Below are 21,910 nucleotides of genomic sequence, written 5' to 3' on the forward strand. Positions count from 1 at the left end.
ATTCAGTCTAAAGGATAGAGAAGAGCTGCCGGTAATAAATTATTGAAAACAAGTTAAAGGTGAGTACCGAACAACTGTCAACCGACGATTCAGACCATGCCTTAATTCAAGGCTGTTTGCGGGGCAGTACCCAAAGTTTTCGGGTTCTGTATCGTCGCCATCAGGCCCGAGTGCGGTCCACCCTCATGTCTTTATGCGATCCAGAGGTGTTAGATGACCTCGTTCAGGATGTGTTTTTTCGAGTTTGGAAAGGATTACCCAAAATGGAAGGTCGGGCCAAATTTACGACTTGGCTCTATCGCATTACTTGGAATGTGGCCGCAGATTATCGACGGTCAGCAGCCCAGAAGCGGACGCGTTGGCAAGCCCTGATCCATCAACTCCCCAGCCAGTCCACAGAGCCCAATTGGCAGCATCTTCACCATCAGGATTTGATTAAACGTGGCATGGGTCAACTGAGTTTTGAACATCGCAGTGTGATTGTGCTCCATGACTTACAAGATCTTCCCCAGCAAGAGATTGCCGAGATGTTTGAGATTCCCGTAGGCACCGTCAAGTCTCGTCTATACCACGCCAGAGCGGCCCTCCGAAAATTTTTGCAACATGAAGGGATTTCCCTATGAACCACCCTCCCGATCCTGATCTGAACGGATCTGATGCCCATCAAGATTCATTCCCAGATGACGCTCCGTTGGTGAATTTTCTCCAGCGGTATCAACCAGATGTACCCGACGCATCCCCAGACTTGGAAGATAGGATTCTCCATGCTGTTTTGGATGAAGTCACCCAATCCCCTTTAGGTCAAACATCAGGGGAGCAAGGGGGATGGAAGTTGTCCCGATGGGGGATTCCAACGGCGATTGCAGCCACCATCGCTCTGTTCTGGGGCGGATCACAACTTTGGCAAACAGCCCAACAACCTGTTCCACCCGATGGAGAGTTGGAAGCCTTTGTCGCCGAAAGCTGGTCGGGCGCCTTTGACCCCTTCAATGACGAGGACACCGATTTATTGACGGATCCCTGGGATTGGTGGGGGCAGCCGCCTTCCACATCCGTTATTGCTGAAGCCCAAACCGTTATGTGCAAGAGGTCCAGACCATGTCAAGAATAACCAAAGGAGTTGTTATTTGCTTCGCCCTGATTGGAGTATGTTCCCTGGGGCAATGGGTGGGAAATACCTTGCAGCCTAGTGTGGCTCAAGCCCCTGAGCGTCCGCAAAGACGACGGCCTGGACTCTTCCGAGACTTGCAGCTTTCGCGGCAACAGCGTCGAGAGATTCGCGCGATTCGTCAAAAATATGGTCCCCAAACCCGAGAAAAGGCTCAGTTACTGCGACAAACCCGGAACGAGTTAAAAGCCATGATTGCCGGGGAAGCTCCTGAAGCGGAAGTGCGTGCCCAATTTCAGTCCTTAGAGGCATTGACTCAGGAGACCTTGAACCTGCGGTTTGAGAATATGATGGCGATTCGCAAAGTCCTCTCACCAGAGCAACGGCAGCGGTTAGAGCAAAAGCTAGCAGAGCGACGGCGGCAGCGACGGCAGCAGCGACGACTTAATCCTGAGGGCTAGCCTCGGGGCGCAGCACTTTGGTGATCTCTTGGACGACGGATTCGCAGACCGACTCAACGGACTGATCCGGCTTAAGCAAGATGTGAACATCGGCTTGTCGATAGAGGGGCCGCCGTTGAGTTAGCAATTCTTCTAAAACTTGTTGGGGATTTGGTTTTTGCAGCAAAGGCCGGGACTGGTCTGCCTGAAGGCGCTGCCATAGCTGTTCGGCTTCTACATCCAGCCAGATGACGAGGCCATGTTGCAAAAAGCTCCAGTTCTTTTTATCTAGAACAATTCCGCCGCCTGTGGCCACCACGAGGTTGGTGTGAGCAGCCACTTCGGACAAGACTTTAGATTCAACTTGGCGAAAATGGTCTTCTCCCGATTCAGCAAAAATATCGGTAATCGCTTGCCCCGTGAGTTGGGTAATTAGGTCATCCGTATCAACAAAGCCGTAGCCTAGTTGTTTCGCTAAGGCCCGGCCTGTTGTCGATTTGCCACACCCCATCATGCCGACGAGGTAAAGATTGACCCCTTTAAGGTTGAGCATTGCTAATCGCGCTTAGCTGCACGGTGATCTTTAAAGGACCGATAGGCTTTTTCAGAATCGTAGAGATGGCATTCTTCTGAAATTTCTTTCATCAAGGCCCAGTTGAATTCGCGCTCATACACGTACTGACCCCAATTGTCCTTCAGGCTTTGATGGGCCATGCGTAAATTGTAAGAAGGAATCGCGGTAGATACATGGTGAGGAATATGGACATTGATATCGTGGCAGAGAAACTCAACCCAACCTGGATATTTGCAGTGCACTGAACCCACCAGCTGAGCTTCTGCAGCGTTCCAGACTTCTGTGGGTTGAAACGGAATATCGGAGGCGGTGTGGTGAACGATAGTGAAGGTGCTCATCCAGAAGTGGTAGACCATCCAAGGAATCAACCAGAACTTGACGAAGCCCCAAATGCCAGTGAAGTAGATCAGAGTCGGGAATGCGATCGCAGCGAACACTACCACAACGCCGATAGAGAGCTTGACATCACCTTTATCTTTCTCATCAAAGGTGGTCCAGTTGAAGTGGAGATTGGCCCAATGAACAATGGAACCCACCCACCAAAAATAACCGCGAATCAGCTCATAAACCGTTCGAATTACCGGATCAAGGCTTTCATACTCAGCCCCATCAAAGGGCCGCCAGGCATTATCCACATCCAGCTCATTGGTATGGGTATGGTGGAAGTTGTGCAAAATCCGCCAGCAGTGAAAAGGATAGATCAGCGGCATCATAAATAGATGACCCACTACATCATTGACCCAGCGCTTCTTAGCAAAAGAGCGATGCCCGGCATCATGACCAATCACAAAGAAACCCGTTAGTGCTGTGCCCGTAAAGATCCAGGCTAGGGGCAGCAAATACCAAGGAGAATTAACAATTGCGACATAACCTAGAGCCACCATCAGCACATTGATGATCGCCCCTGTCCAAGCCTTTACTGCATTTTGCTTAAAGCATTCCTTGGGCAGAGATTTGATAACATCTTGAAGGGTTATGTCCGGATCGGTGAGTGTCCGCAGTTGAGGGTCAGACTTGACAAGGGATGCAGTCATAGCTGAATTAGGAATCTCCTGAGCTGAAATACGTGATCAAGCACCCTATGGCAGGGGACCAAGCAGGGTGTAATGCTTCAAGCTTGGACGGTTAAATCCATAAGAGGCTATATTGCAAGGCATTTGAGGGTTGAATTAATCGCAAGATAAATCAATATTTCTCAAAAGCACTTTACACAACTAAACCTCTGTTTTTATAACATGATTTGGGGATCAATCGGTGTTTTTGTTAGGGGATTCCTAGGACGGCAACCCGTTTATAGACAGTGACTTTAGCGAACCCTTTCCTGAGTGAATTACCATAGGAACGGTCTCCCTTTTAACCTCATCCAGCCTCTTACTTCGTTACATAACTTTATGAGCTTAGATTCGCGCCGATACCACATCACTACCTATGGCTGTCAGATGAACAAAGCTGACTCTGAGCGGATGGCTGGGGTTTTGGAAAACATGGGCTACCAATGGTCCGAGAACCCAGATGACGCCAATCTGATTCTCTGCAATACCTGCACGATTCGAGACAATGCAGAGCATAAGGTCTATTCTTATCTGGGTCGGCAGGCGAAGCGCAAACATGCGCAACCAGATTTAACCCTAGTTGTTGCGGGCTGTGTGGCCCAACAAGAAGGAGATGCCTTGCTGCGCCGGGTGCCCGAACTTGATTTGGTTATGGGACCTCAACATGCCAATCGGTTGCAGGATTTATTAGAACAGGTGGCCAGCGGTCAACAGGTGTTGGCAACGGAGCCCATTCATATCGTTGAAGATATTACGAAGCCCCGTCGAGATAGTGCTGTCACTGCTTGGGTGAATGTGATTTATGGATGCAATGAACGCTGCACCTATTGCGTCGTTCCTAATGTGCGGGGAGTCGAACAATCCCGTACGCCAGAGGCGATTCGAGCCGAAATGGTGCAGCTCGGAGAACAAGGCTTCAAAGAGGTCACCCTCCTAGGACAGAATATCGACGCCTATGGTCGTGATCTACCCGGCACAACCTCAGAAGGGCGGCATCAGCATACCCTGACGGATCTCCTCTACTTTGTCCATGATGTGCCGGGTATTGAAAGAATTCGCTTTGCCACCAGCCATCCTCGCTACTTTACTGAGCGTTTGATTCAGGCTTGCTATGAGTTGCCCAAGGTTTGCGAACATTTCCACATTCCCTTTCAATCGGGGGATAACGATGTTCTCAAGGCCATGTCCCGAGGCTATACCCACGAGAAATACCGCCGCATCATTGATAATATTCGCGCGATCATGCCGGATGCCTCCATCAGTGCCGATGCAATTGTCGGCTTTCCGGGTGAAACTGAAGAGCAGTTTATGAACACCATGCAGTTGGTCGAAGATATTGAATTCGATTTGCTGAATACAGCCGCTTATTCTCCTCGCCCTGGGACACCTGCGGCCTTGTGGGATAACCAGCTTAGCGAAGAGGTTAAAGCCGATCGGCTGCAGCGATTAAATCGTTTAGTTGGGGTGTGTGCGGAGTTGAGATCGCAACGTTATGCCAACCGCATCGAAGAAGTCCTCGTCGAAGACCAAAATCCCAAAGATCCTACACAAGTCATGGGACGCACCCGCGGTAATCGTCTCACTTTCTTCCCTGGCAATATTGAGCAATTACGGGGAGAAATTATCGCCGTCAAAGTCACAGAAGTGCGCTCTTTCAGTCTGACCGGAGAACCACTATCATCTGTGGCAACTGCCGTTCGCTAGGTGAAGTCTGTCCCCTAGATCATAGCATTGGTTTTAATGCGCTAAAAACTCCTCAACTTTTTTGGCACTCAAGATTTTTCTGTGCTGCCTTAATGCTTCTGAGGCACGTCTAAACTCTTCATCTGTTAAGGGATCTACTCCTTCTTTTAGCCGGAGTTCAATATAGGCATATACTTCTTCGGCACCCATATTATTGAAGTTTTTCATGAATTTCTTCAATGGAAAGTTTTATCGTTTAAATCCTCGCTCAGATCACATCTACTGCATAGTATTAGGAATTGGGCGCATATCTCATCCCTGGGAGTTGATTAACTAGCCCTTGTAACTCTAACTGCAAAATTTCACCCGATACTTCTCCTGCTGATAGTTCAACGGACTGAACGATCAAATCAAAAGGAACAGATCCATCTCCTGACTGCTGGCAAAGCTGACTCACTGTTTTTAGGATTTCTGCTTGTACAGATGGGAGGGTCGAAGGGATCTCTGAAATGCTCGGAGCAGGAGCTGATGACAAGGGCGGCATAGCTCCTAACTGGTCTAGCAACTGACCAATCCCTAAAATGAGTTGGGCACCTCGCTGTACCAATCCTAAACAGCCCATTGCCCGCGGATTATCTAAAGAACCGGGTAGAACATAAATGTCGCGATTGTACTCATTAGCCTGATAAGCCGTAATTAAAGCCCCCGATTTCGTTGGAGCTTCCATCACCAATAACGCACGACATAGGCCCGCTACAATCCGATTACGACGGGGAAAATGGGCTCGATTAGGTTGTGTACCGGATGGGTACTCGCTCAAGAGCAAACCCTGTTGCTCAATTTTTTGATACAAGCCTTGGTTTCGGGGTGGGTAAATCATGTCTACCCCCGTCCCTAAAACGGCAATCGTGCGTCCTCCACCCTCGATACACCCTAAATGAGCCTGGGTATCAATTCCTTCCGCCATCCCAGACACAACCGTAATTCCCCGCTTTGCTAGGGCATAGGCAATCTTTCTAGTCCACCGTTTGGCATATTCAGATGGATCTCGGGTTCCTACAATCCCCACCATTGGGGTACTTCCCTGATTTTCGGAAAGCTGCACTTGGCCTCGATAGTAGAGCAATGGTGGCGAATCCGCAATTTCCGTCAGCATGCGGGGATATGCCTGATCAGCCATGCACCAAAAACTGGGGTTCTTCTGTATATGCTGAGCTAACAGATCCGTCGGATTTGTTGATTGTCTATGCTTCTGAATGGTCTTCAGGGTTTGTGCCCCAATTCCCGTTACCGCTCCAAGGGTGCCGGAATCTGCCGACCACGCCGAGGATAAAGTGCCGAACCGTTGCTGCAAACGCTTGAGCACAACTGGACCGATACCTGGTATCAGAGACCAAGCCAACCAATAGGGGCGTTCTTCCACCTTCTCAGAAACTACCGATACTGTTTACGCACCTAAAATATCGCGTTTGTTCACCTAAAATAACGACTCTGATGGTGCACCAGATCGCGAAGGCTGAGACCAAAGCAAAAAACCTCGGCTCTAAAATCTTAGGCGGCTTCAACTGGCTTAACTGCTTGTTTTGAGAAACCCTGCTTCGTCAATTCTTGGTTCAGCAACAAGCTATTCTCTACTCGGTCTACAAACATAACGCCTGTTAGATGATCCATTTCATGCTGAATGACCCGCGCCAGCAGATCTGTCGCCACAATCACTTGCGGCCTACCTTGCTCATCTTTATAAGCAACTTCAATTTGGGCTGGCCGTCGGACATCTAAATATACCCCAGGGATACTCAGACAACCTTCCTGACCTAACGCTAAGTCATCGCTGTGGCGACGAATTTTAGGATTAAGCAGAATAATGGGTTGATTAGCCGGTTCTTCCGGGTCAGTATCCACTACGATTAGCTGCTTGCCTACGGCCACTTGGGGCGCTGCCAGACCAATACCGTCAGCGCTGTACATCGTTTGCAGCATTTGACGGGCCAATTCCCGGATTTCATCATCCACCTTGGACACTCGCTTGGCTGATTGTCTAAGCACGCGATCACCAAGGGTGTGAATATTTAGAGGAGGATTTTTAAGTTTGCGCTTTTCAACCAGAACTTCAGAAGACATAACCAAGCGTATAGGGTGGAACGATAAAAGACGTAGAGAATTTCTCTATCCTTCAATTGTACTCAATCCAGGCTAGACCCTCAAAACTGCTAAAGCTCAAGCTACCCCATTTATCCTGCAAATAGTAATAGCCGGGTGTATTGAATTCAACACACCCGGCTATTACCTAAGAAGGTCAAGGGAAATGGATTATTGATGTTTTAATCGCAGTTCCTATCTCCCTTGACTTAGGGTCTACGCAATTGATCGCGATTGTGTAGCAAACGCAACAGAAAATGGATGGACAAAAGATACAGAGATGCAATGGTCAGCAGCAGGACGGGGACAGGAATAGTTGGCATGGCAGACGGAGTGTAAGAAGGAAAAAGTAGATTTAGAATTAGCAGTATCAACGCAATGAGGTTGACCTAGCCTACTTTTTTAAGCATGCGAAAACTCTACGATTAATAGGATAGGTTCCTATAAACCGCAGCACGGCAACCTAGGGCAGGCCATTCTTTAAGCACAGGTGCACTAAAAGAATCTCATTACAAAACGGACAAGTTAACTGGCAAAAAAGCTCACTTAACTTATTACTCCCAACACCCAAGGTATACAGAAAAATCACGCAGAAACGTTACACAGTTTCTAGGCGTTTAGCTCTCTAAACAATCGGAAAAAGGTAGTGTGAGCCTCTTTTCCTTTCGGAGAGTATGAATATCAGTTTTTCTAATCCCTTGAATTCTAAGTTAACACAGCTCTCTAGGAATTGTCAGTCCCATTCCTGAGAATTATTAATAATAGTTAACAATCCCTGAAAATGTTCTTGGTTAACATTTTCAGGGATTGAATTTATACAGAAATATTATTCTTGAGAATAAAATAAGATGTTTCCTAGACTCGATGCTTGCCGTTTTTATGCAGATAGAGCTATAAGATTATTTAATGAGTAAGGCAAACACTGCTCAGTTAACTTGAAAAGCCGATAGACACTCGATCTTTCCCTAGCCCTATCAAGCCCAGGTAAGAAGACCTAGAACAAAAAGAGCACCCATTGCTCATTAGCAAATGGATGCTCAGAAAATTAATACCCCTATTGCTTATAAAGCTGAGGGTTCAGAACTTAGAACAATCCCAAGGTCAAAGACTTGTCAATGGGAAGTGTTGCACCAATTCCTAACCATAGGGTGAAGACTACGCTAAATAGGAAGACGCTAGTCGCAATGGGTCGACGGAATGGGTTCTGGAACTTATTCACGTTTTCAATGAAAGGAATAAGCATGAGTCCCAAAGGAATTGTGGTCTGAATGAGGACGCCCAACAGCTTGCTGGGAACTGTCCGCAGAATCTGGAAGACAGGATATAGATACCATTCAGGCAGAATTTCTAAGGGGGTGGCGAAGGGATTAGAAGGTTCACCAATCATGGCTGGGTCTAAGACCGCTAAGCCAATGACCAGGGAGATCGTGCCCATAATCACCACAGGGAAAATATAGAGCAGGTCATTAGGCCAGGCGGGCTCACCATAATAGTTATGGCCCATGCCCTTTTTAAGCTTTTCCTTTAACTGTGGATCGCTTAGATCAGGTTGTTTAAGTATTTTTGCCATGGTTGCGAGTGTTCTCCGTTCTATTTTTGGGTCAGCAGGTGAGGGTTCTCACAAAGACTTACGTCAAAAGTCTGAGACTCCGAAAACAGAAAACCCGATTCAGAGCCTAAAAAGTGTTTACAAAGGACCAGAAATACCTTGCTTCCGAATCATCAAGAAGTGAAGCAGCATAAACACTGCAATCAACCAAGGTAGAACAAAGGTGTGCAAACTGTAAAAACGTGTAAGGGTAGATTGACCAACGCTAGTGCCACCACGTAGCAGCTCAACGATGGAAGAACCAACTACAGGAATTGCTTCAGGAACACCTGACACAATTTTGACGGCCCAGTAACCAACTTGGTCCCAGGGCAGAGAGTAGCCTGTTACACCAAAAGTAACGGTAATCACAGCGAGGACAACGCCAGTGATCCAGGTCAGCTCTCGGGGCTTTTTGAATCCGCCAGTTAGATAAACCCGGAAAACGTGGAGAATCATCATCAAGACCATCATGCTGGCAGACCAGCGATGGATGGAACGTATCAACCATCCAAAATTTACTTCGGTCATGATGTACTGAATGGAGTTAAATGCCTCGGTGACCGTCGGTCGATAGTAGAAGGTCATCGCAAATCCAGTGGCAAACTGGATGATAAAGCAAACTAAGGTAACTCCACCCAGGCAGTAAAAAATATTGACGTGAGGCGGCACGTACTTGGTGGTGACGTCATCGGCAATCGCCTGAATCTCAAGGCGTTCCTCAAACCAGTCGTACACTTTGCTCATAAAGCTAGGGGTTCCAAAAAAATGTATCGCTCTTCATAAAAAATGTAACACAGTGCCTATACACCTTTCAGAAAATCATGGCGGTATTTTCCTGGCTCGCCGCAATTAAACTTATTTTTGAGAATTACGGAAAATAAAATCAACGTTACAAAGCGCTTTTGAGGAGCTGGAGGGGCAAGATAAAGCCGAATATCGTTAGAATTTACAAATGATTAAACGTATTGTTAGCTATATATTTATTCTGCAATTTGCCCTCTCCCTAGCGATTGCCCCTCCTGCCATCGCCTTAACTGAAGAGCAATTGCTCTATAACGAAGCTTGGCGTCTAGTGGATCAAGCTTATGTGGATGACTCCTTCAACCATCAGGATTGGCGGACGGTGCGTCAAAAGGCATTAACCACCCAAATGCCGGATCGGGAGTCTACCTACAAGGCTATCCGCGACATGCTAGATAGCCTTGGCGATCCGTTTACTCGCCTGTTACAGCCAAAGCAATACCAGAGCTTAAAGACCAGTACGTCTGGTGAACTCACTGGGGTTGGCTTACAAATCATTCAAAATGAAGAATCAGGCTATTTAGAAGTACTGGCTCCTATTGAAGGATCACCGGCTGCTAGTGCAGGGGTGCAAGCGGCAGATCAAATTCTCAAAATTGACAATATTCCAACTACGGACCTGTCCCTAGATGAAGCGGCTGAGCGCATGCGTGGTCCCATCGGGTCAACGGTAAAGTTAAAGGTGGAACGTCCTGATCAGGGCGTATTGCTGTTTCCCATCAAACGCGATCGCATTGCCATTAATCCGGTATTTGCTGAATTGCGTCCTCAACCCAACGGTCAAGATATTGGTTTTATCCGTCTACGCCAATTCAACGCCAATGCTACCCAAGAAATGCAGGCAGCGATTACCCGCCTTGAAGCTGAGGGGGCTGAAGGCTACATTCTAGACCTACGGAATAATCCGGGAGGCCTTTTGCAAGCTGGGGTTGAGATTGCCCAGATGTGGCTCGACCCCAGCCCCATCGTCTACACCGTTGATCGCCAAGGGATTCGCAATAGCTTTGACTCTAAAGCCGGTTCCCTAACGGACGCCCCTCTGATTGTTTTAGTCAATCGGGGTAGTGCCAGCGCCAGTGAAATCTTGGCAGGGGCTTTGCAAGATAATGGTCGTGCCCAATTAGTAGGTGAGCAAACCTTTGGCAAAGGTTCGATTCAATCTCTGTTTAATCTGTCGGATGGCTCCGGTCTAGCGATTACCATCGCAAAATATGAAACTCCTAGTCATCGCAACATTAATAAGGTGGGGATTAAACCCGATAAAATCGTTGCCCTCAAAACCCTGCGAAGTGACCAAGTGGGGACGGATGCGGATACTCAATATCAGCAGGCCCTCAAACTTCTGGCAGAACCAGCGGTGATTGCCAGTGCAACCTCTACCTAGTCGGACCTATCATGATCCCTTACATGGGAGTATTACCTTAACGGCCCAAGATCCGGTTGAATCTCTGTTGATTCAGTTGATCGATACCCCTGAATTCCAAAGATTACGGCGTATTCGCCAACTGGGAACCGCTAGCCTTACCTTTCATGGTGCTGAAGGCTCTCGGTTTACCCACTCTTTGGGGGTGATGCATGTCGCCCGGCTGGCCTTTGATCGGTTAATTCAGACTTATCCTCAATTATTGCCCTACCGTGCCCTCGTTCTTTGCGGAGCTTTGTTACATGATATTGGTCATGGCCCCTACAGCCATACTGGCGAGGATATATTTAATAGCCATCATGAGACCTGGACGCGCACCATTCTGAGGGAGTCACCCCGGATGCGCACCTTGCTGGATCAGTTTGACCCAGATTTAGCATCTCAGTTGGAACAAGTCTATTTAAAGACTTTTGAATTACCTATTGTTAGTCAGCTCGTGTCGAGTCAGTTAGACTGTGACCGTCTCGACTACCTTTTGAGAGATAGCTATTTCACGGGGGCGTCTTATGGCCAGCTCGATTTAGATCGCATTCTGATGGCGCTGGATTATGACCCCCAAACCCAGCAGTTAGTTGTGGAGCAAAAGGGGCAAGCCGCCATTGAGCATTATTTGGTGGTTCGCTACTTTATGTATGCCCAGATCTACAATCATCCCAAAAATTTGGCATCGGCTTGGGGCTTAGTGCAAGCCTTTCGGCGGGCCAAAGAACTGTTGAAGGAAGGAAAAATTAGCGCCGATCAAACCGTGAGAGCCTGGTTGTTTCAGACGGACGGTAATTTATCGCTGCAGGATTATCTCGCTGCGGATGATATTGTTTTCACCTACCATCTGCACCTGTGGCAGCAGAGTAATGACGCTATTTTGAGTAATTTATGTCGCCGCCATCTCAATCGAGATTTGCTGAAGGCGATGGATATTACCGATCTGACCGCAGCTCAACAACAAGACTGTTTAGCCCATAGCCAGAAATTGGTTCAGGCGCAAGGCTGGGATCCTAACTACTATACGGGGCTGCAAGTTGCATTGACTCGCGGCTATACCTTGTACCAACGAGGCATTAATTTACTCACGGGGCAAGGGCTGGTGGAAATTAGTGAAGTGTCGGTCCTTGTCCAAGCCTTAATTCAACCGTTTCGACGAGCGTGGATTATTTATCCCCTAGGGATTGAGAATGATCTCAAGCAGATTCCTGTTTTACAGGAGCAACGGCAGTAACAGCAGCTCTACTAAACATAGCTGAAATGGTTCAGCATTGGAGTGAATCATGACATCCATTTCCAGGCGAAGATATCTCTAAAAAAAATGGGTAACATGTTTAAATCACATACCTGCGTACAAGCAATCAATATGTGGTTCTAGGGTCATGTTAGGCTTAACCCGGATTAAGTAGATGATCTTGAGATATAGTTTTATTTCTGCTCGATAAATTATTTTGAAGTTGTTATTCCCTTAAAAACACCATGGATGCTGACCAGGAAACAAAGACGACTGCCAACTTGGATGTAAGTACCGAAACCTCTGGAAGCTTGTCTCCTCTTTCTGCGGACGACTCCACTTCGATTGATGTTAATGAGATTGGCAAGCAGTTAAGAGACTTTGTGGATACGTTCCCCAAACAGGTGGGAGAAACCTATTCCATTTATAAAAAACCTCTAAATCTGTTCTTAGTCATTTCTGCTGCAGCCGTTGCTGCAGCGGTTGCAAATGGCGTTTTAGACGTTCTCAATTCAATTCCTTTCGTTGCGCCACTGCTCGAACTGATTGGTCTAGGCTATTCCGCTTGGTTCGCCTGGAATTACTTAACCTATGCCGAAAAACGACAGCAGTTGGTAGAAGACTATCGTCAGCTCAAAGCTAAAGTTACGGGGCAAAGCTAAAGTTTCAAGTGGGTCTTGCTAACCCACCTCTTTAGACTTGATAGATTTGTGAGGCTGTAAATGCAGCCTCACTTGTTTTTTGGGGCCGATGCCTAGGAGTTAAGACGCTCTAACTGCCACAGAATCTGGTTGCCTTCCCGACGGACACGGGAGATTAGCCAATTGCGCCACACCCATTCATCCCCTCTGCTAGTGACCGCGTTGGCGTGGACCGCCATTAGATCTGCTAATTCAGAACTGCTGATTAGATAACCCTCTTTCGCAATGTGATCGGCAATTTCCAACGTTTCGACTAAATCCTGCAGATGAGAGATCCTCGATTCACTGGCAGGATGTTCTGCATGATCGGGAGGATGTTGATTCACTTCGGGAGAGTCTGGCATGGTACTGGGGGTAATTTGGTGAAGGTCAGGGGTTTGATACTGGGAAAAAGCACGAGCGATCTGATCACATCGCTCATTGCCTTCATGGCCTCCATGAGCGCGGATATATCGCCAGTCTATGGTCGCATCATTAAGTTGATCGAGCTGTTGCCACAAATCTTGATTCAGAACCGCTTTACCTTTAGCTGTTTTCCAGCCTTTACGTTTCCATCCTGCCAACCACTTAGTAATGCCATTTTTGACGTATTCGCTGTCAGTATAGAGGGGAATGGTCTTAGGTAACGGTTGGTCTTGCAACAATTCCAAGATTGCGATCGCAGCCTGCAATTCCATCCGGTTATTCGTCGTTTGAGGCACAAACCCGCCAATTTCATGGCAGGATCCATCTTTGAAGTAGATGACACTGCCCCATCCGCCTGGACCAGGATTCCCTGAACAAGCGCCATCAGTATAGATACTGTCAATATCAGAAAAAGCCGGCATGGTCCGTCATCATCAAAGCAAACGTCGCTCCTATCCTAGGTGATTGGTCGCAAGGATAACAGAACTGATTTTTAACAGAGGAGATCCACCCCATGCCCCCCTTGATTGTGGCTACCCAAAACCCTGGCAAATTGAAAGAGATGCAGCAACACCTGGCCGATTTGCCCTGGGAGTTACAGCTAATGCCCCCGGATCTAGAGATTGAAGAAACCGGCACCACCTTTCGGGAAAATGCCATTCTCAAGGCAACTCAGGTGGCAAAGCACTTGGGGCAATGGGCGATTGCCGATGATTCAGGCTTAGAAGTTATGGCTCTGGATGGAGCCCCCGGTCTTTACTCGGCCCGATATGGCAAAACCGATATAGATCGGATTCAACGTCTGCTGACAGAACTCCAGGGAAAGACCGATCGCAGTGCTCAATTCGTTTGCGTAATTGCGTTGGCCCGACCGGATGGCAGCGTAGCCTGTCAAGCAAAAGGCGTTTGTCCGGGAGAAATTCTGCAGGCTCCGCAAGGCGAGGGGGGCTTTGGCTATGATCCCATTTTCTATGTTCCCTCTCAGCAGCAAACCTTTGCCGAACTCTCGGCAACTGCCAAACGCCAGATCAGCCATCGGGGGGAAGCCATCAAGGTCCTGATGCCCCAGCTATTGGCTTTGGAGACTTAGGGGGAAATAACTAAATGCCACTCAGCATCCGTCTGTTTAAGGGTGGGCTGTGGGGTATCTCCCACCACATAAGGCCCCCAGTATTTTTGCGATCCATCGAGGGCAAAGGCCATCAAGACATCGCCTTGATAGAGCTGCATGGGACCTGAAGGCAAGGAGACTTTGAGGCCACCAATACTGCCTTCTTGGGGGGCAAAATCCCAATGAACTGGCTCTTTGAAGTGGGGTGTGTCAGGGGGGCTGGGATGGTTGGGATTGAGATGACTGCGCAGCACCACGCGAATAGGAAATTGGGTTTGATTACTGATGCGGAGGACATCGGAACGAGGGTCAATGGATAGGTGCGGTTCTTTGTTGGCAATGACCTTGGGCTGGTCTTTGGCCATCGCATCTGGAACTGTCGGTTTTACTTCCAACACCGGCGGCGCTTTTTCAGCGGTGATTGATGGTTCAATCCAAATACTGAAGTAAAGCTGCGTTAACAATAGAGCCCCTGAACCACCTACGACTGCAGCTAGCACCATTGGTACGATCCCAGATTTTGAAGCCATCCTTTTTTGGCCTCCGTATGTTATTGATGCATCATCCTATCGCATTTTCTTCCCCTACACATCTATGAGGAGGAATGCGTTACCGTACTAGCAGTCCTGCCCAAGCGAGGGCCATCCCCATGGCAGCGACTGATCCAATCAACGTATTAATCCCATTCACCACTTCATTGGTCAGCCACTTGAACTGTGATTGCACCGTGGCTCCAATCACACTTTCTAAATTAGTCGCAATAAAAGCCGCAATTACGCACCAGACCACGCCAATCCAGTCGATTAAGCCTACTGCCCAAGCCAAAAGAGCAATCACGACCGAAGCTAGCATACCGGCGACGGTCCCTTCTAAACTAACGGCCCCCTCGGTTCCCCGGGGCACGAGCCGCAAGGTTGTAATCAGAAAGGTGCGATTGCCATAGGCTTTGCCAATTTCACTGGCCGTTGTATCAGAAAGCTTCGTACTAAAACCGCTCACATAACCCAGGCACAGCAAAGGCCGGTAGGGTAGGGGAACCACTAAGGTAGCCAGAGCACATAGGGTTGAGCTGGCGGCAGACCCCCAAACATTCTCAGGGCCTCTAGCCCCAGACCGTTTCTCTGCAATACCAGCGGCTTCTTTTTCCGCCATGCCGATTTTCGTTACAGCGGATCCAGCCAAAAAGTAGAATAGAACGACCCCATAGCCTGGCCAACCCAAAACACCCCAGACGATTACCCCTAAAATCCAGGCATGGACTAATCCTGTAGGTGTTAAAAGCTTGGAGACGAGTTTCCAGCCCACCAAGCCTAACCCTGTATTTAACAAGGCAGCGAGGAGCCAGGGATTCAACTCTCCAATGGCATCAATCAAAGTCATTTTTGGGAACTATTGAAACTATGGATACACAACCGCCCACCACTGACTTCATCCTATTCCACCTGGCTTTTCCTGTCACGAACATCCCAGAGACGAAAGCCTTTTATCAGCAAGGCTTAGGCTGTGAGCTAGGTCGCGAAAGTCCCCAATCTCTGATCATGAGTCTCTATGGCCATCAGTTAGTGGCCCATGTCACCCGTCAACCGCCAGAACCCCAAAAAGGCATCTATCCACGGCATTTTGGACTGGTCTTCTCTCAGCAATCCGCTTGGCAAGAATTGGTTGATCGAGCTGAAAAGCATCAACTTAAGTTTTACCAACCGCCTCGCTTACGCTTTCAGGATCAGGCTCTAGAGCATTTCACCGTTTTCCTAGAAGATCCGTTTCACAATCTGTTGGAGTTCAAGCATTACCGCAATTCAGAGGTGATCTTTGGCGGCCATGAGTATAAACAAATTGGGGATATACCTTAGGTTTTTGAACTTTGGGCTTGAAGGCGCTGGGCCAGATAACGACGCCATCGACTCCAGCCAAATATCGCGACAAACCCGATAATAATCGCCACGATACTAATCACACCGGCTTCCGGACCAAACGCTCCTCCCGTAATCCAAACCGGGCCAGTTACCCTATGGTCAATCCAATGAAAGCTGGTAAACCCACTGACAGGGAAGCCAAACACCACGCCTTCAAAGAAGTTCCAACCTGCATGAATGCCAAGGGGTAACCAGAGTTGCTGGGTAACGAGCCAGGCAAACGCCAGCCAGAGGCCAGCGAGAAAAATAATAATGGTGGAGAGGGCACCAGCATTGGCATTACCGATGTGGCGGGCGGCAAAGAAGATGGACGTTAAAACAATGGCCAAGGCTAAATTGAGCCCTTCCTTGATATTTTGCAGGTAATAGCCCCGATAGGTTAGCTCTTCTTGCCAAGAGGGGCATAGCCCAAGAACTAATAAACCTGCCAAGGTCTCAGCGACAACGGTTCCCATCGAGTCTTGTTGCCACCGATAGCCAATGAACTTCAGCCAGCCAGCTTGGTATTCGATGGTATAAATCCCCCCCATCAACACCCCAGCCAGCAAGAATCCAAATAGTAAATCCCACAACATCCAGATATTCACTTCTAAGCCGATGGAGTCGAAGGAGTGGCGGTCGAGGTAACGACGGGCTAAGTAAATGGAAAGGGTGGTTGCGGCAACGAATAGCAGCTTGTCGAAGATAAAGGCTTGTTGAGTGGCATCTGAGACATTCCGAAAAAAAATAAAGTGAAGAAAGATGTAGAGAACAAGCTCTAGCCCATTCTGGACAACGATTCGCCAGCCCGCTCTTAGCCTACGGGGGCGTCGACCAAAAAATATAGTTCGAAGTTCAATACTCACAGGGCGTACCGGGTCTGTGGGGCGAATATTGAAGATATTTTGATGTATAAGGTCATAAATATGGGGCTTTATCCTGTAATAACCAGATTATCGCGATGCACGACAGTTTCTGCTCCGGCATATCCAAGCACCTGGGGAATATCCTCCGATTGACGCCCCTGTATGCGCTGCAGCTCATCACTACTATAGTTGACCAAGCCTCGGGCAATTTCTACGCCGGCAGAATCATAGAAGCAAACGGCTTCTTGGCTTTGAAACTCGCCTTCAACAGCTGTAATACCTGCTGCTAGCAAAGATTTTCCCAGCGTTGTAATGGCTTTTGCCGCGCCATCGTCCAAAATGAGTTTGCCCGTCGGTACTAAGGCATGAGCGATCCAATGTTTGCGGGCATTGTGGGGGCGAGGATGGGGTTGAAATTGGGTGCCGAGGGATTCTCCCGCTAAGATGCGAGGAATATTCTCAGGGGTTTTGCCTTGGGTAATCACGGTACGAACACCGGCATTGGTTGCGATCGCAGCTGCAGAAATTTTGGTAGCCATCCCACCCGTTCCCCACTGGGACCCTTGGGCACCTGCATTGACATTCAGTGCTGCCAATTCCTCCATCCGTTCGACGGTGACAATGGGCTGGGCATCGGGCTGGATACGCGGATCCGCCGAATAGAGGCGATCTACATCTGTGAGAATAAAAAGCCAGTCCGCCTGAACTAATCCTGCCACTAGGGCCGATAGGGTATCGTTGTCGCCAAACCGGAGCAGCTCATCTACGGCTACCGTATCGTTTTCATTCACAATCGGTATCACACCTAATTTGAGCAGCTCTTGCAAGGTATTGGAGGCGTTGATATACCGACTGCGATCCGCTAAGTCACCACGGGTCAGCAGGACCTGGGCAATAGGCTGCTGCAAACTAGTAAAAAAATCATCGTAGATGCGCATCAATCGCCCTTGACCGACTGCTGCAACGGCTTGCTTAAGGGCAATGGCTTTAGGTCGTTCGGCTAAACCCAAACGGGCACAGCCAATTCCGACGGCTCCAGAGGAGACAAGAATCACTTGGTTACCTTCTTGTCGCAGTTGGCTAAGGACTTCCACAAGGGAGGCAATGGTTGCTAAAGCCAAATGCCCAGTGTCTGGGTTGGTTAAGCTGGAAGTGCCAATTTTAAGAACTAAGGTTTGCGACATATAGTCTCTGGTCGTTTCTGGGGAAGACTAGGCCCACAGATACCTAGATTAAAAGAATACAGGTATCATGCCTTACCTATATCAATTTCAATCATGTCATTTCTAACATTGCCTTGAAGCTAAAGACCGAATTAAATTGAGAACATATGGATTCGCTCGTCCCATAGTGGTAATGGATAGCCTAACTCTAGCTAATGGTGAATAACCATCTTTCTATAGATGATTTGAAACGTTTTGGCGTCCAAATAACATCATCCTTCAATCCTGAATACAACAGCTCTGCAAAAATGTTTCCTGTATGTACATTTATGTACATTCCAAAATCAAAGAGGTCTTATGCATTTTTGGTGGAAGAAATTGAGTTCTAAGGTAAGTTATGGCTGACTAGGCGATACATCGGACCGCTAAGCAACCGGTTATTTGAGAAGTTATTTACCCTAACTCCCATCTCAGATCACCAAAAGAGGGCAAGTCCCAATTAGATGCATCCATTGTTAATGGTCTCATCCAGTGAACCTAGTTATCTTAATCTCAAAGCTTGCTGAAGACTCGCATAATATCAGGATTTTTCCTTGATAATTAGCCGATATCTGTTACGAACACAGCCATGCCTGAACCCTTTACCCTGACAGTCGCTTCTATGATCACAATAAATTCAAGTCACAAACTCAGAAAAGAGATAATGCATCGTGAAAATTGAGGCTAAAGGCCAAATTCCATATCTGATGATTTCTGTTTTATATTCAACATCTGGTGCTAAAACATGAATAAGCAAGGTAAATGGTTGAGAGAACCAAAGAATGGCCTTAACGTGGTGTTTATTCATGGGATTCACTCAAGCGATGATTGCTGGAGATCCAAAAACGGGACTTACTGGCCGAATTTACTAAAAGCTGAAGGTGAATTAGATGATATAGGAATCTACTTGTTTTCCTATCAAACTGGATTCAATGCAGGTTCCTATAGTTTGGGGGACATCGTTGACTCTTTATATGAGCATATAACTAATTTTGATCAGGTCTTGGATAGCGATCGAGTTATCTTTGTGTGCCATAGTATGGGAGGTATTATCGCAAGGCGATTCCTGGTTAGAGAAGAATCGAACTTAATTGATAAAGGACTAAAACGCATTGGTTTGTTTCTGGTGGCATCTCCCTCATTAGGTTCTGATTATGCCAATATGCTTGCCCTTGTATCAGAATTTTTCGGGTATACACAAGCAAAGACTTTGAAATTTTCCCAGAATAATGTCTGGCTCAATGATTTGGACAATGATTTTATTAACCTCAAAGATGCGAATAGATTAAATATTAAGGGGCAAGAACTCATTGAAGCTTTACCCATTAAAATCATTCGTTTCTTTGGCTTCAAAAAACAAATTGTGGAACCATTCTCAGGCGCAAGATATTTTGGCAGATCCTATAAAGTAGCTGGTTCAGATCACATCACAATCGCCAAGCCTGAGGATAAATATGCAGACCAGCATCGCTTACTGATTAATTTCATCAAGGATTTTGAAAAACCCTACAATTTATCTAAAACCCAAGCATCAGAGACACAAGACCTATCAAATCCCACAAAAAGAGATCAAGAAAATCAAATTAGATTGCAGTTCAATAATGAGATATCTGGTGGGGTAGTAAACCAAGCAGAAACTATCAATATTCAGAATTGACTAAAGTCGTCCGACTGGGACCGGACAGAGTTAAATCCCAATATTCATATCCCCAATAATCTTCCCCGTAGTGGTGTGATTGCTTTCGAGGGTCGGGAGGATCTGCTTACTCAACTCCAAAGCCAGCTCAAGAACAATGAGCTAAGTGGTATCACTGGAGTCAGAGGCATGGGTGGAATCGGGAAAACAGAGCTTGTCCTCCAGTACGCGATCTCCTGTTTTAACCAACAACTCTATCCTGGGGGTGTTTGTTGGCTTCGGGCGAGAGATCAAGAAATTGCTACTCAAATTATCAGCTTTGCCAAGGCTAATCTGGGCATCAAACCACCCGATAAACTAGAAACTAAGGAGAAAGTGAAATTCATATGGCAACGATGGCCAGAAGGAGATAGCCTCGTTATTGTGGATGATGTCACAGACTATGCTGCTATCGATCCCTATCTACCACCTGCCTCACAGAAATTCAAGATCCTGATTACCACACGCATCAATCTCGGTTCATCAGTTACTCAAATAGAGATTGAAAAACTCACTGATCAGGCTGCAATTAAAGTACTAAAAGCCATTGTGGGGAAGGATCGAATAGAGTCACAGCTCACTTCTGTGAAAACTCTTTGTCAAAAAGTCGGTAATCTACCCCTAGGTTTAGAATTATTGGGACGGTTTCTAGCAAGGAAATTAGATTGGTCTGTTCAAAAGCTGATTGAAAGACTTGAATCCAAGAAATTAGAAGCGAAAGCCCTCATTGAAACAGAATCAGGAATGACAGCCCGGTTAGGGATTGCCGCTGCGCTGGAATTGAGTTGGGTAGAGCTAAACGACGCAGAACAGAAACTTGCTTGCTTATTGGGGATGTTTTCTGTCGCTCCCATCTCTTGGCATTTAGTTGAGATGAGTTTATCTAAAAAGGATACGGATTGCCTTGAAGAACTCAGAGATGAGGGGTTAATCGACAATAGCTTGCTGAAACGAGTAGGACAAGGCACCTATCAACTCCATCAAATTATTCAGGAATTCTTTCGAATTAAGTTGAATGAGCGCACTGATAAGGGAGAATCTCTAAAAAAAACTTATTGCAAAGTAATGATTGGTTTTACAAAGGATATTAGTGACATTCCAACGATTGATGAGATTGATGAGCTGAAGAAAACTATCCCACACCTTGAAGAAATGATTAATCATTGGATTAGTTATCTAGCAGACGAAGATTTGATCTGGGCATTTGAAGGTATCGGTCGATTTTATGAAGGGCAGGGAGATTTTAGTCTGTCATTATTCTGGAGAAGAAAAGGCGTAAATCAAACTCAGAAAAAATTAAGTGCTAAGAACCCTGATTATTTACGTAGTCTCAGGCATCTAGGATTGTTTTACTTAAAACTGGGTAATGACAAGGAAGCACAACCGCTTTTAGAGAAGGTATTTGAAGAGATAAAAGACTCTGAAGAAGAAGGTGTCTTAGGTATAAGATTACGCAACGATCTAGGAGCACTTTACTTTAGGCAGGAACGGTTTTCAAAAGCTGAATCATTCTATAATAAGGCACTTGAATTAAGTCAAAAGTCATTATTTAAAGAAAATTCTGATATAGCATCAATCCTCAACAACCTTGCAAAAATCCATGAGAAAAAAGGTCTTTCTGAAAAAGCAAAATCTTTATATGATGAAGCTCTAAACCTAGAAGAAATTGGAGATTTTAATTTCGCACAGATCCTCGATAACTTAGGTAATCACTATAATATGAAAAAACAGTATCGAGAGGCAGAACCTTACTTTGAAAAATCTTTAAAAATAAGAAAGAGTACCTTAGGAGAGAAACATCTTAAAGTTGCTGAGAGTCTTAGTAACACTGCTGATAACTATTTTTTTCAAGGACGTTTTCAGGAGGCGGCAAAACTTTTTAAGCAATCGGCAGCTATTTATGAGGAGTTATTTGATTGCGAATATCACAAAACAGTTGAAGTTAAAAAAAGCTTAGAAATTTGCGATCTAGCGATAAGATTTTGGTTGATTCGACTAATAATTAAATTGAGATTATGTTTTTAAGGT

The 21,910-nt window shown here is 46.6% G+C and carries 23 protein-coding genes; 11 read left to right on the forward strand and 12 right to left on the reverse strand.

Annotation, left to right across the window (positions count from 1 at the left end):
- Positions 1-59: 59 nt before the first annotated feature.
- Genes AM1_RS21105 through AM1_RS21115 form a run of 3 tightly spaced genes read left to right on the forward strand, consistent with a single transcriptional unit; the run spans position 60 to position 1,569 of the window.
- On the forward strand, positions 60-623 hold the full coding sequence (locus tag AM1_RS21105) for a sigma-70 family RNA polymerase sigma factor (RefSeq protein WP_012164931.1): 564 nt from the start codon (positions 60-62) through the stop codon (positions 621-623).
- A complete protein-coding gene (locus tag AM1_RS21110; RefSeq protein ID WP_012164932.1) occupies positions 620-1,111 on the forward strand; it encodes a hypothetical protein in 492 nt (163 codons plus the stop codon). Before AM1_RS21105 ends, AM1_RS21110 begins: the two co-directional genes overlap by 4 nt.
- Entirely contained in the window at positions 1,099-1,569 is a 471-nt protein-coding gene (locus AM1_RS21115; RefSeq protein WP_012164933.1) for a Spy/CpxP family protein refolding chaperone, read from the forward strand. The genes AM1_RS21110 and AM1_RS21115 overlap by 13 nt, the downstream gene beginning before the upstream one ends.
- Here AM1_RS21115 and AM1_RS21120 read toward each other — a convergent pair.
- Complete coding sequence (locus AM1_RS21120) at positions 1,553-2,101, reverse strand: shikimate kinase (protein ID WP_012164934.1); 549 nt, start codon at positions 2,099-2,101, stop codon at positions 1,553-1,555. The genes AM1_RS21115 and AM1_RS21120 overlap by 17 nt on opposite strands.
- Positions 2,102-2,103: 2 nt before the next feature.
- Complete coding sequence (locus AM1_RS21125; protein WP_012164935.1) at positions 2,104-3,156, reverse strand: fatty acid desaturase; 1,053 nt, start codon at positions 3,154-3,156, stop codon at positions 2,104-2,106.
- A gap of 357 nt (positions 3,157-3,513) precedes the next feature.
- Here AM1_RS21125 and miaB point away from each other — a divergent pair, with 357 nt between their 5' ends.
- Positions 3,514-4,878 (forward strand): tRNA (N6-isopentenyl adenosine(37)-C2)-methylthiotransferase MiaB, encoded by a 1,365-nt coding sequence (gene miaB / locus AM1_RS21130; RefSeq protein WP_012164936.1) that lies wholly within the window; start codon positions 3,514-3,516, stop codon positions 4,876-4,878.
- Positions 4,879-4,911: 33 nt separating this feature from the next.
- On the opposite strand, the gene AM1_RS42260 is transcribed toward miaB, so the two are convergent.
- The 5 genes from AM1_RS42260 to petB form a co-directional block, all read right to left on the reverse strand.
- Positions 4,912-5,085: a hypothetical protein gene (locus tag AM1_RS42260; protein WP_012164937.1), complete on the reverse strand. Its 174-nt coding sequence runs from the start codon at positions 5,083-5,085 to the stop codon at positions 4,912-4,914.
- 64 nt (positions 5,086-5,149) lie between these two features.
- Positions 5,150-6,280, reverse strand: a complete 1,131-nt coding sequence (dprA, locus tag AM1_RS21135; protein ID WP_012164938.1) for a DNA-processing protein DprA — start codon at positions 6,278-6,280, stop codon at positions 5,150-5,152.
- Positions 6,281-6,408: 128 nt separating this feature from the next.
- Positions 6,409-6,978: a peptide deformylase gene (def, locus tag AM1_RS21140; protein WP_010471629.1), complete on the reverse strand. Its 570-nt coding sequence runs from the start codon at positions 6,976-6,978 to the stop codon at positions 6,409-6,411.
- Positions 6,979-8,080: 1,102 nt separating this feature from the next.
- Positions 8,081-8,566: a cytochrome b6-f complex subunit IV gene (gene petD, locus AM1_RS21145; RefSeq protein WP_012164940.1), complete on the reverse strand. Its 486-nt coding sequence runs from the start codon at positions 8,564-8,566 to the stop codon at positions 8,081-8,083.
- A 117-nt stretch (positions 8,567-8,683) separates the two neighbouring features.
- A complete protein-coding gene (gene petB / locus AM1_RS21150) occupies positions 8,684-9,331 on the reverse strand; it encodes a cytochrome b6 (RefSeq protein ID WP_010471635.1) in 648 nt (215 codons plus the stop codon).
- A gap of 208 nt (positions 9,332-9,539) precedes the next feature.
- Here petB and ctpA point away from each other — a divergent pair, with 208 nt between their 5' ends.
- From ctpA to AM1_RS21165, 3 genes are all read left to right on the forward strand, one after another.
- Positions 9,540-10,772 carry a carboxyl-terminal processing protease CtpA gene (gene ctpA / locus AM1_RS21155; RefSeq protein WP_012164941.1) on the forward strand — a complete coding sequence of 411 codons (1,233 nt, stop codon included), beginning with the start codon at positions 9,540-9,542 and terminating at the stop codon, positions 10,770-10,772.
- A complete protein-coding gene (locus AM1_RS21160; RefSeq protein WP_012164942.1) occupies positions 10,756-12,027 on the forward strand; it encodes an HD domain-containing protein in 1,272 nt (423 codons plus the stop codon). Before ctpA ends, AM1_RS21160 begins: the two co-directional genes overlap by 17 nt.
- A gap of 245 nt (positions 12,028-12,272) precedes the next feature.
- Complete coding sequence (locus tag AM1_RS21165) at positions 12,273-12,689, forward strand: CAAD domain-containing protein (protein WP_010471642.1); 417 nt, start codon at positions 12,273-12,275, stop codon at positions 12,687-12,689.
- 92 nt (positions 12,690-12,781) lie between these two features.
- Here the strand turns inward: AM1_RS21165 and rnhA are convergent, their stop codons facing one another.
- The gene (gene rnhA / locus AM1_RS21170; protein WP_012164943.1) at positions 12,782-13,555 is read right to left on the reverse strand and encodes a ribonuclease HI; all 774 of its coding nucleotides are present in this window, start codon (positions 13,553-13,555) and stop codon (positions 12,782-12,784) included.
- 92 nt (positions 13,556-13,647) lie between these two features.
- Between rnhA and rdgB the strand changes: the two genes are divergently transcribed.
- The gene (rdgB, locus tag AM1_RS21175; RefSeq protein WP_012164944.1) at positions 13,648-14,223 is read left to right on the forward strand and encodes an RdgB/HAM1 family non-canonical purine NTP pyrophosphatase; all 576 of its coding nucleotides are present in this window, start codon (positions 13,648-13,650) and stop codon (positions 14,221-14,223) included.
- On the opposite strand, the gene AM1_RS21180 is transcribed toward rdgB, so the two are convergent.
- On the reverse strand, positions 14,220-14,747 hold the full coding sequence (locus AM1_RS21180; RefSeq protein ID WP_238549032.1) for a hypothetical protein: 528 nt from the start codon (positions 14,745-14,747) through the stop codon (positions 14,220-14,222). The two genes, rdgB and AM1_RS21180, sit on opposite strands and share 4 nt — an antisense overlap.
- Positions 14,748-14,853: 106 nt before the next feature.
- Complete coding sequence (locus tag AM1_RS21185) at positions 14,854-15,624, reverse strand: TIGR00297 family protein (RefSeq protein WP_041660088.1); 771 nt, start codon at positions 15,622-15,624, stop codon at positions 14,854-14,856.
- Between the two features lie 20 nt (positions 15,625-15,644).
- On the opposite strand from AM1_RS21185, the gene AM1_RS21190 reads away from it, so the two are divergent.
- Positions 15,645-16,097, forward strand: coding sequence for a VOC family protein (locus AM1_RS21190; protein ID WP_012164947.1), 453 nt, complete (start codon positions 15,645-15,647; stop codon positions 16,095-16,097).
- Here AM1_RS21190 and AM1_RS21195 read toward each other — a convergent pair.
- Both AM1_RS21195 and proB read right to left on the reverse strand, forming a co-directional pair.
- Positions 16,094-17,005 carry a CPBP family intramembrane glutamic endopeptidase gene (locus AM1_RS21195; RefSeq protein ID WP_012164948.1) on the reverse strand — a complete coding sequence of 304 codons (912 nt, stop codon included), beginning with the start codon at positions 17,003-17,005 and terminating at the stop codon, positions 16,094-16,096. The genes AM1_RS21190 and AM1_RS21195 overlap by 4 nt on opposite strands.
- A gap of 68 nt (positions 17,006-17,073) precedes the next feature.
- Positions 17,074-18,189 carry a glutamate 5-kinase gene (gene proB, locus AM1_RS21200; protein ID WP_012164949.1) on the reverse strand — a complete coding sequence of 372 codons (1,116 nt, stop codon included), beginning with the start codon at positions 18,187-18,189 and terminating at the stop codon, positions 17,074-17,076.
- A 763-nt stretch (positions 18,190-18,952) separates the two neighbouring features.
- On the opposite strand from proB, the gene AM1_RS21205 reads away from it, so the two are divergent.
- Both AM1_RS21205 and AM1_RS21210 read left to right on the forward strand, forming a co-directional pair.
- Entirely contained in the window at positions 18,953-19,864 is a 912-nt protein-coding gene (locus tag AM1_RS21205; RefSeq protein WP_012164951.1) for an esterase/lipase family protein, read from the forward strand.
- Positions 19,865-19,939: 75 nt separating this feature from the next.
- Positions 19,940-21,907 carry a tetratricopeptide repeat protein gene (locus tag AM1_RS21210; protein WP_238549033.1) on the forward strand — a complete coding sequence of 656 codons (1,968 nt, stop codon included), beginning with the start codon at positions 19,940-19,942 and terminating at the stop codon, positions 21,905-21,907.
- Positions 21,908-21,910 lie beyond the last annotated feature (3 nt).

The organism is Acaryochloris marina MBIC11017 (assembly GCF_000018105.1).
GTDB lineage: Bacteria > Cyanobacteriota > Cyanobacteriia > Thermosynechococcales > Thermosynechococcaceae > Acaryochloris > Acaryochloris marina.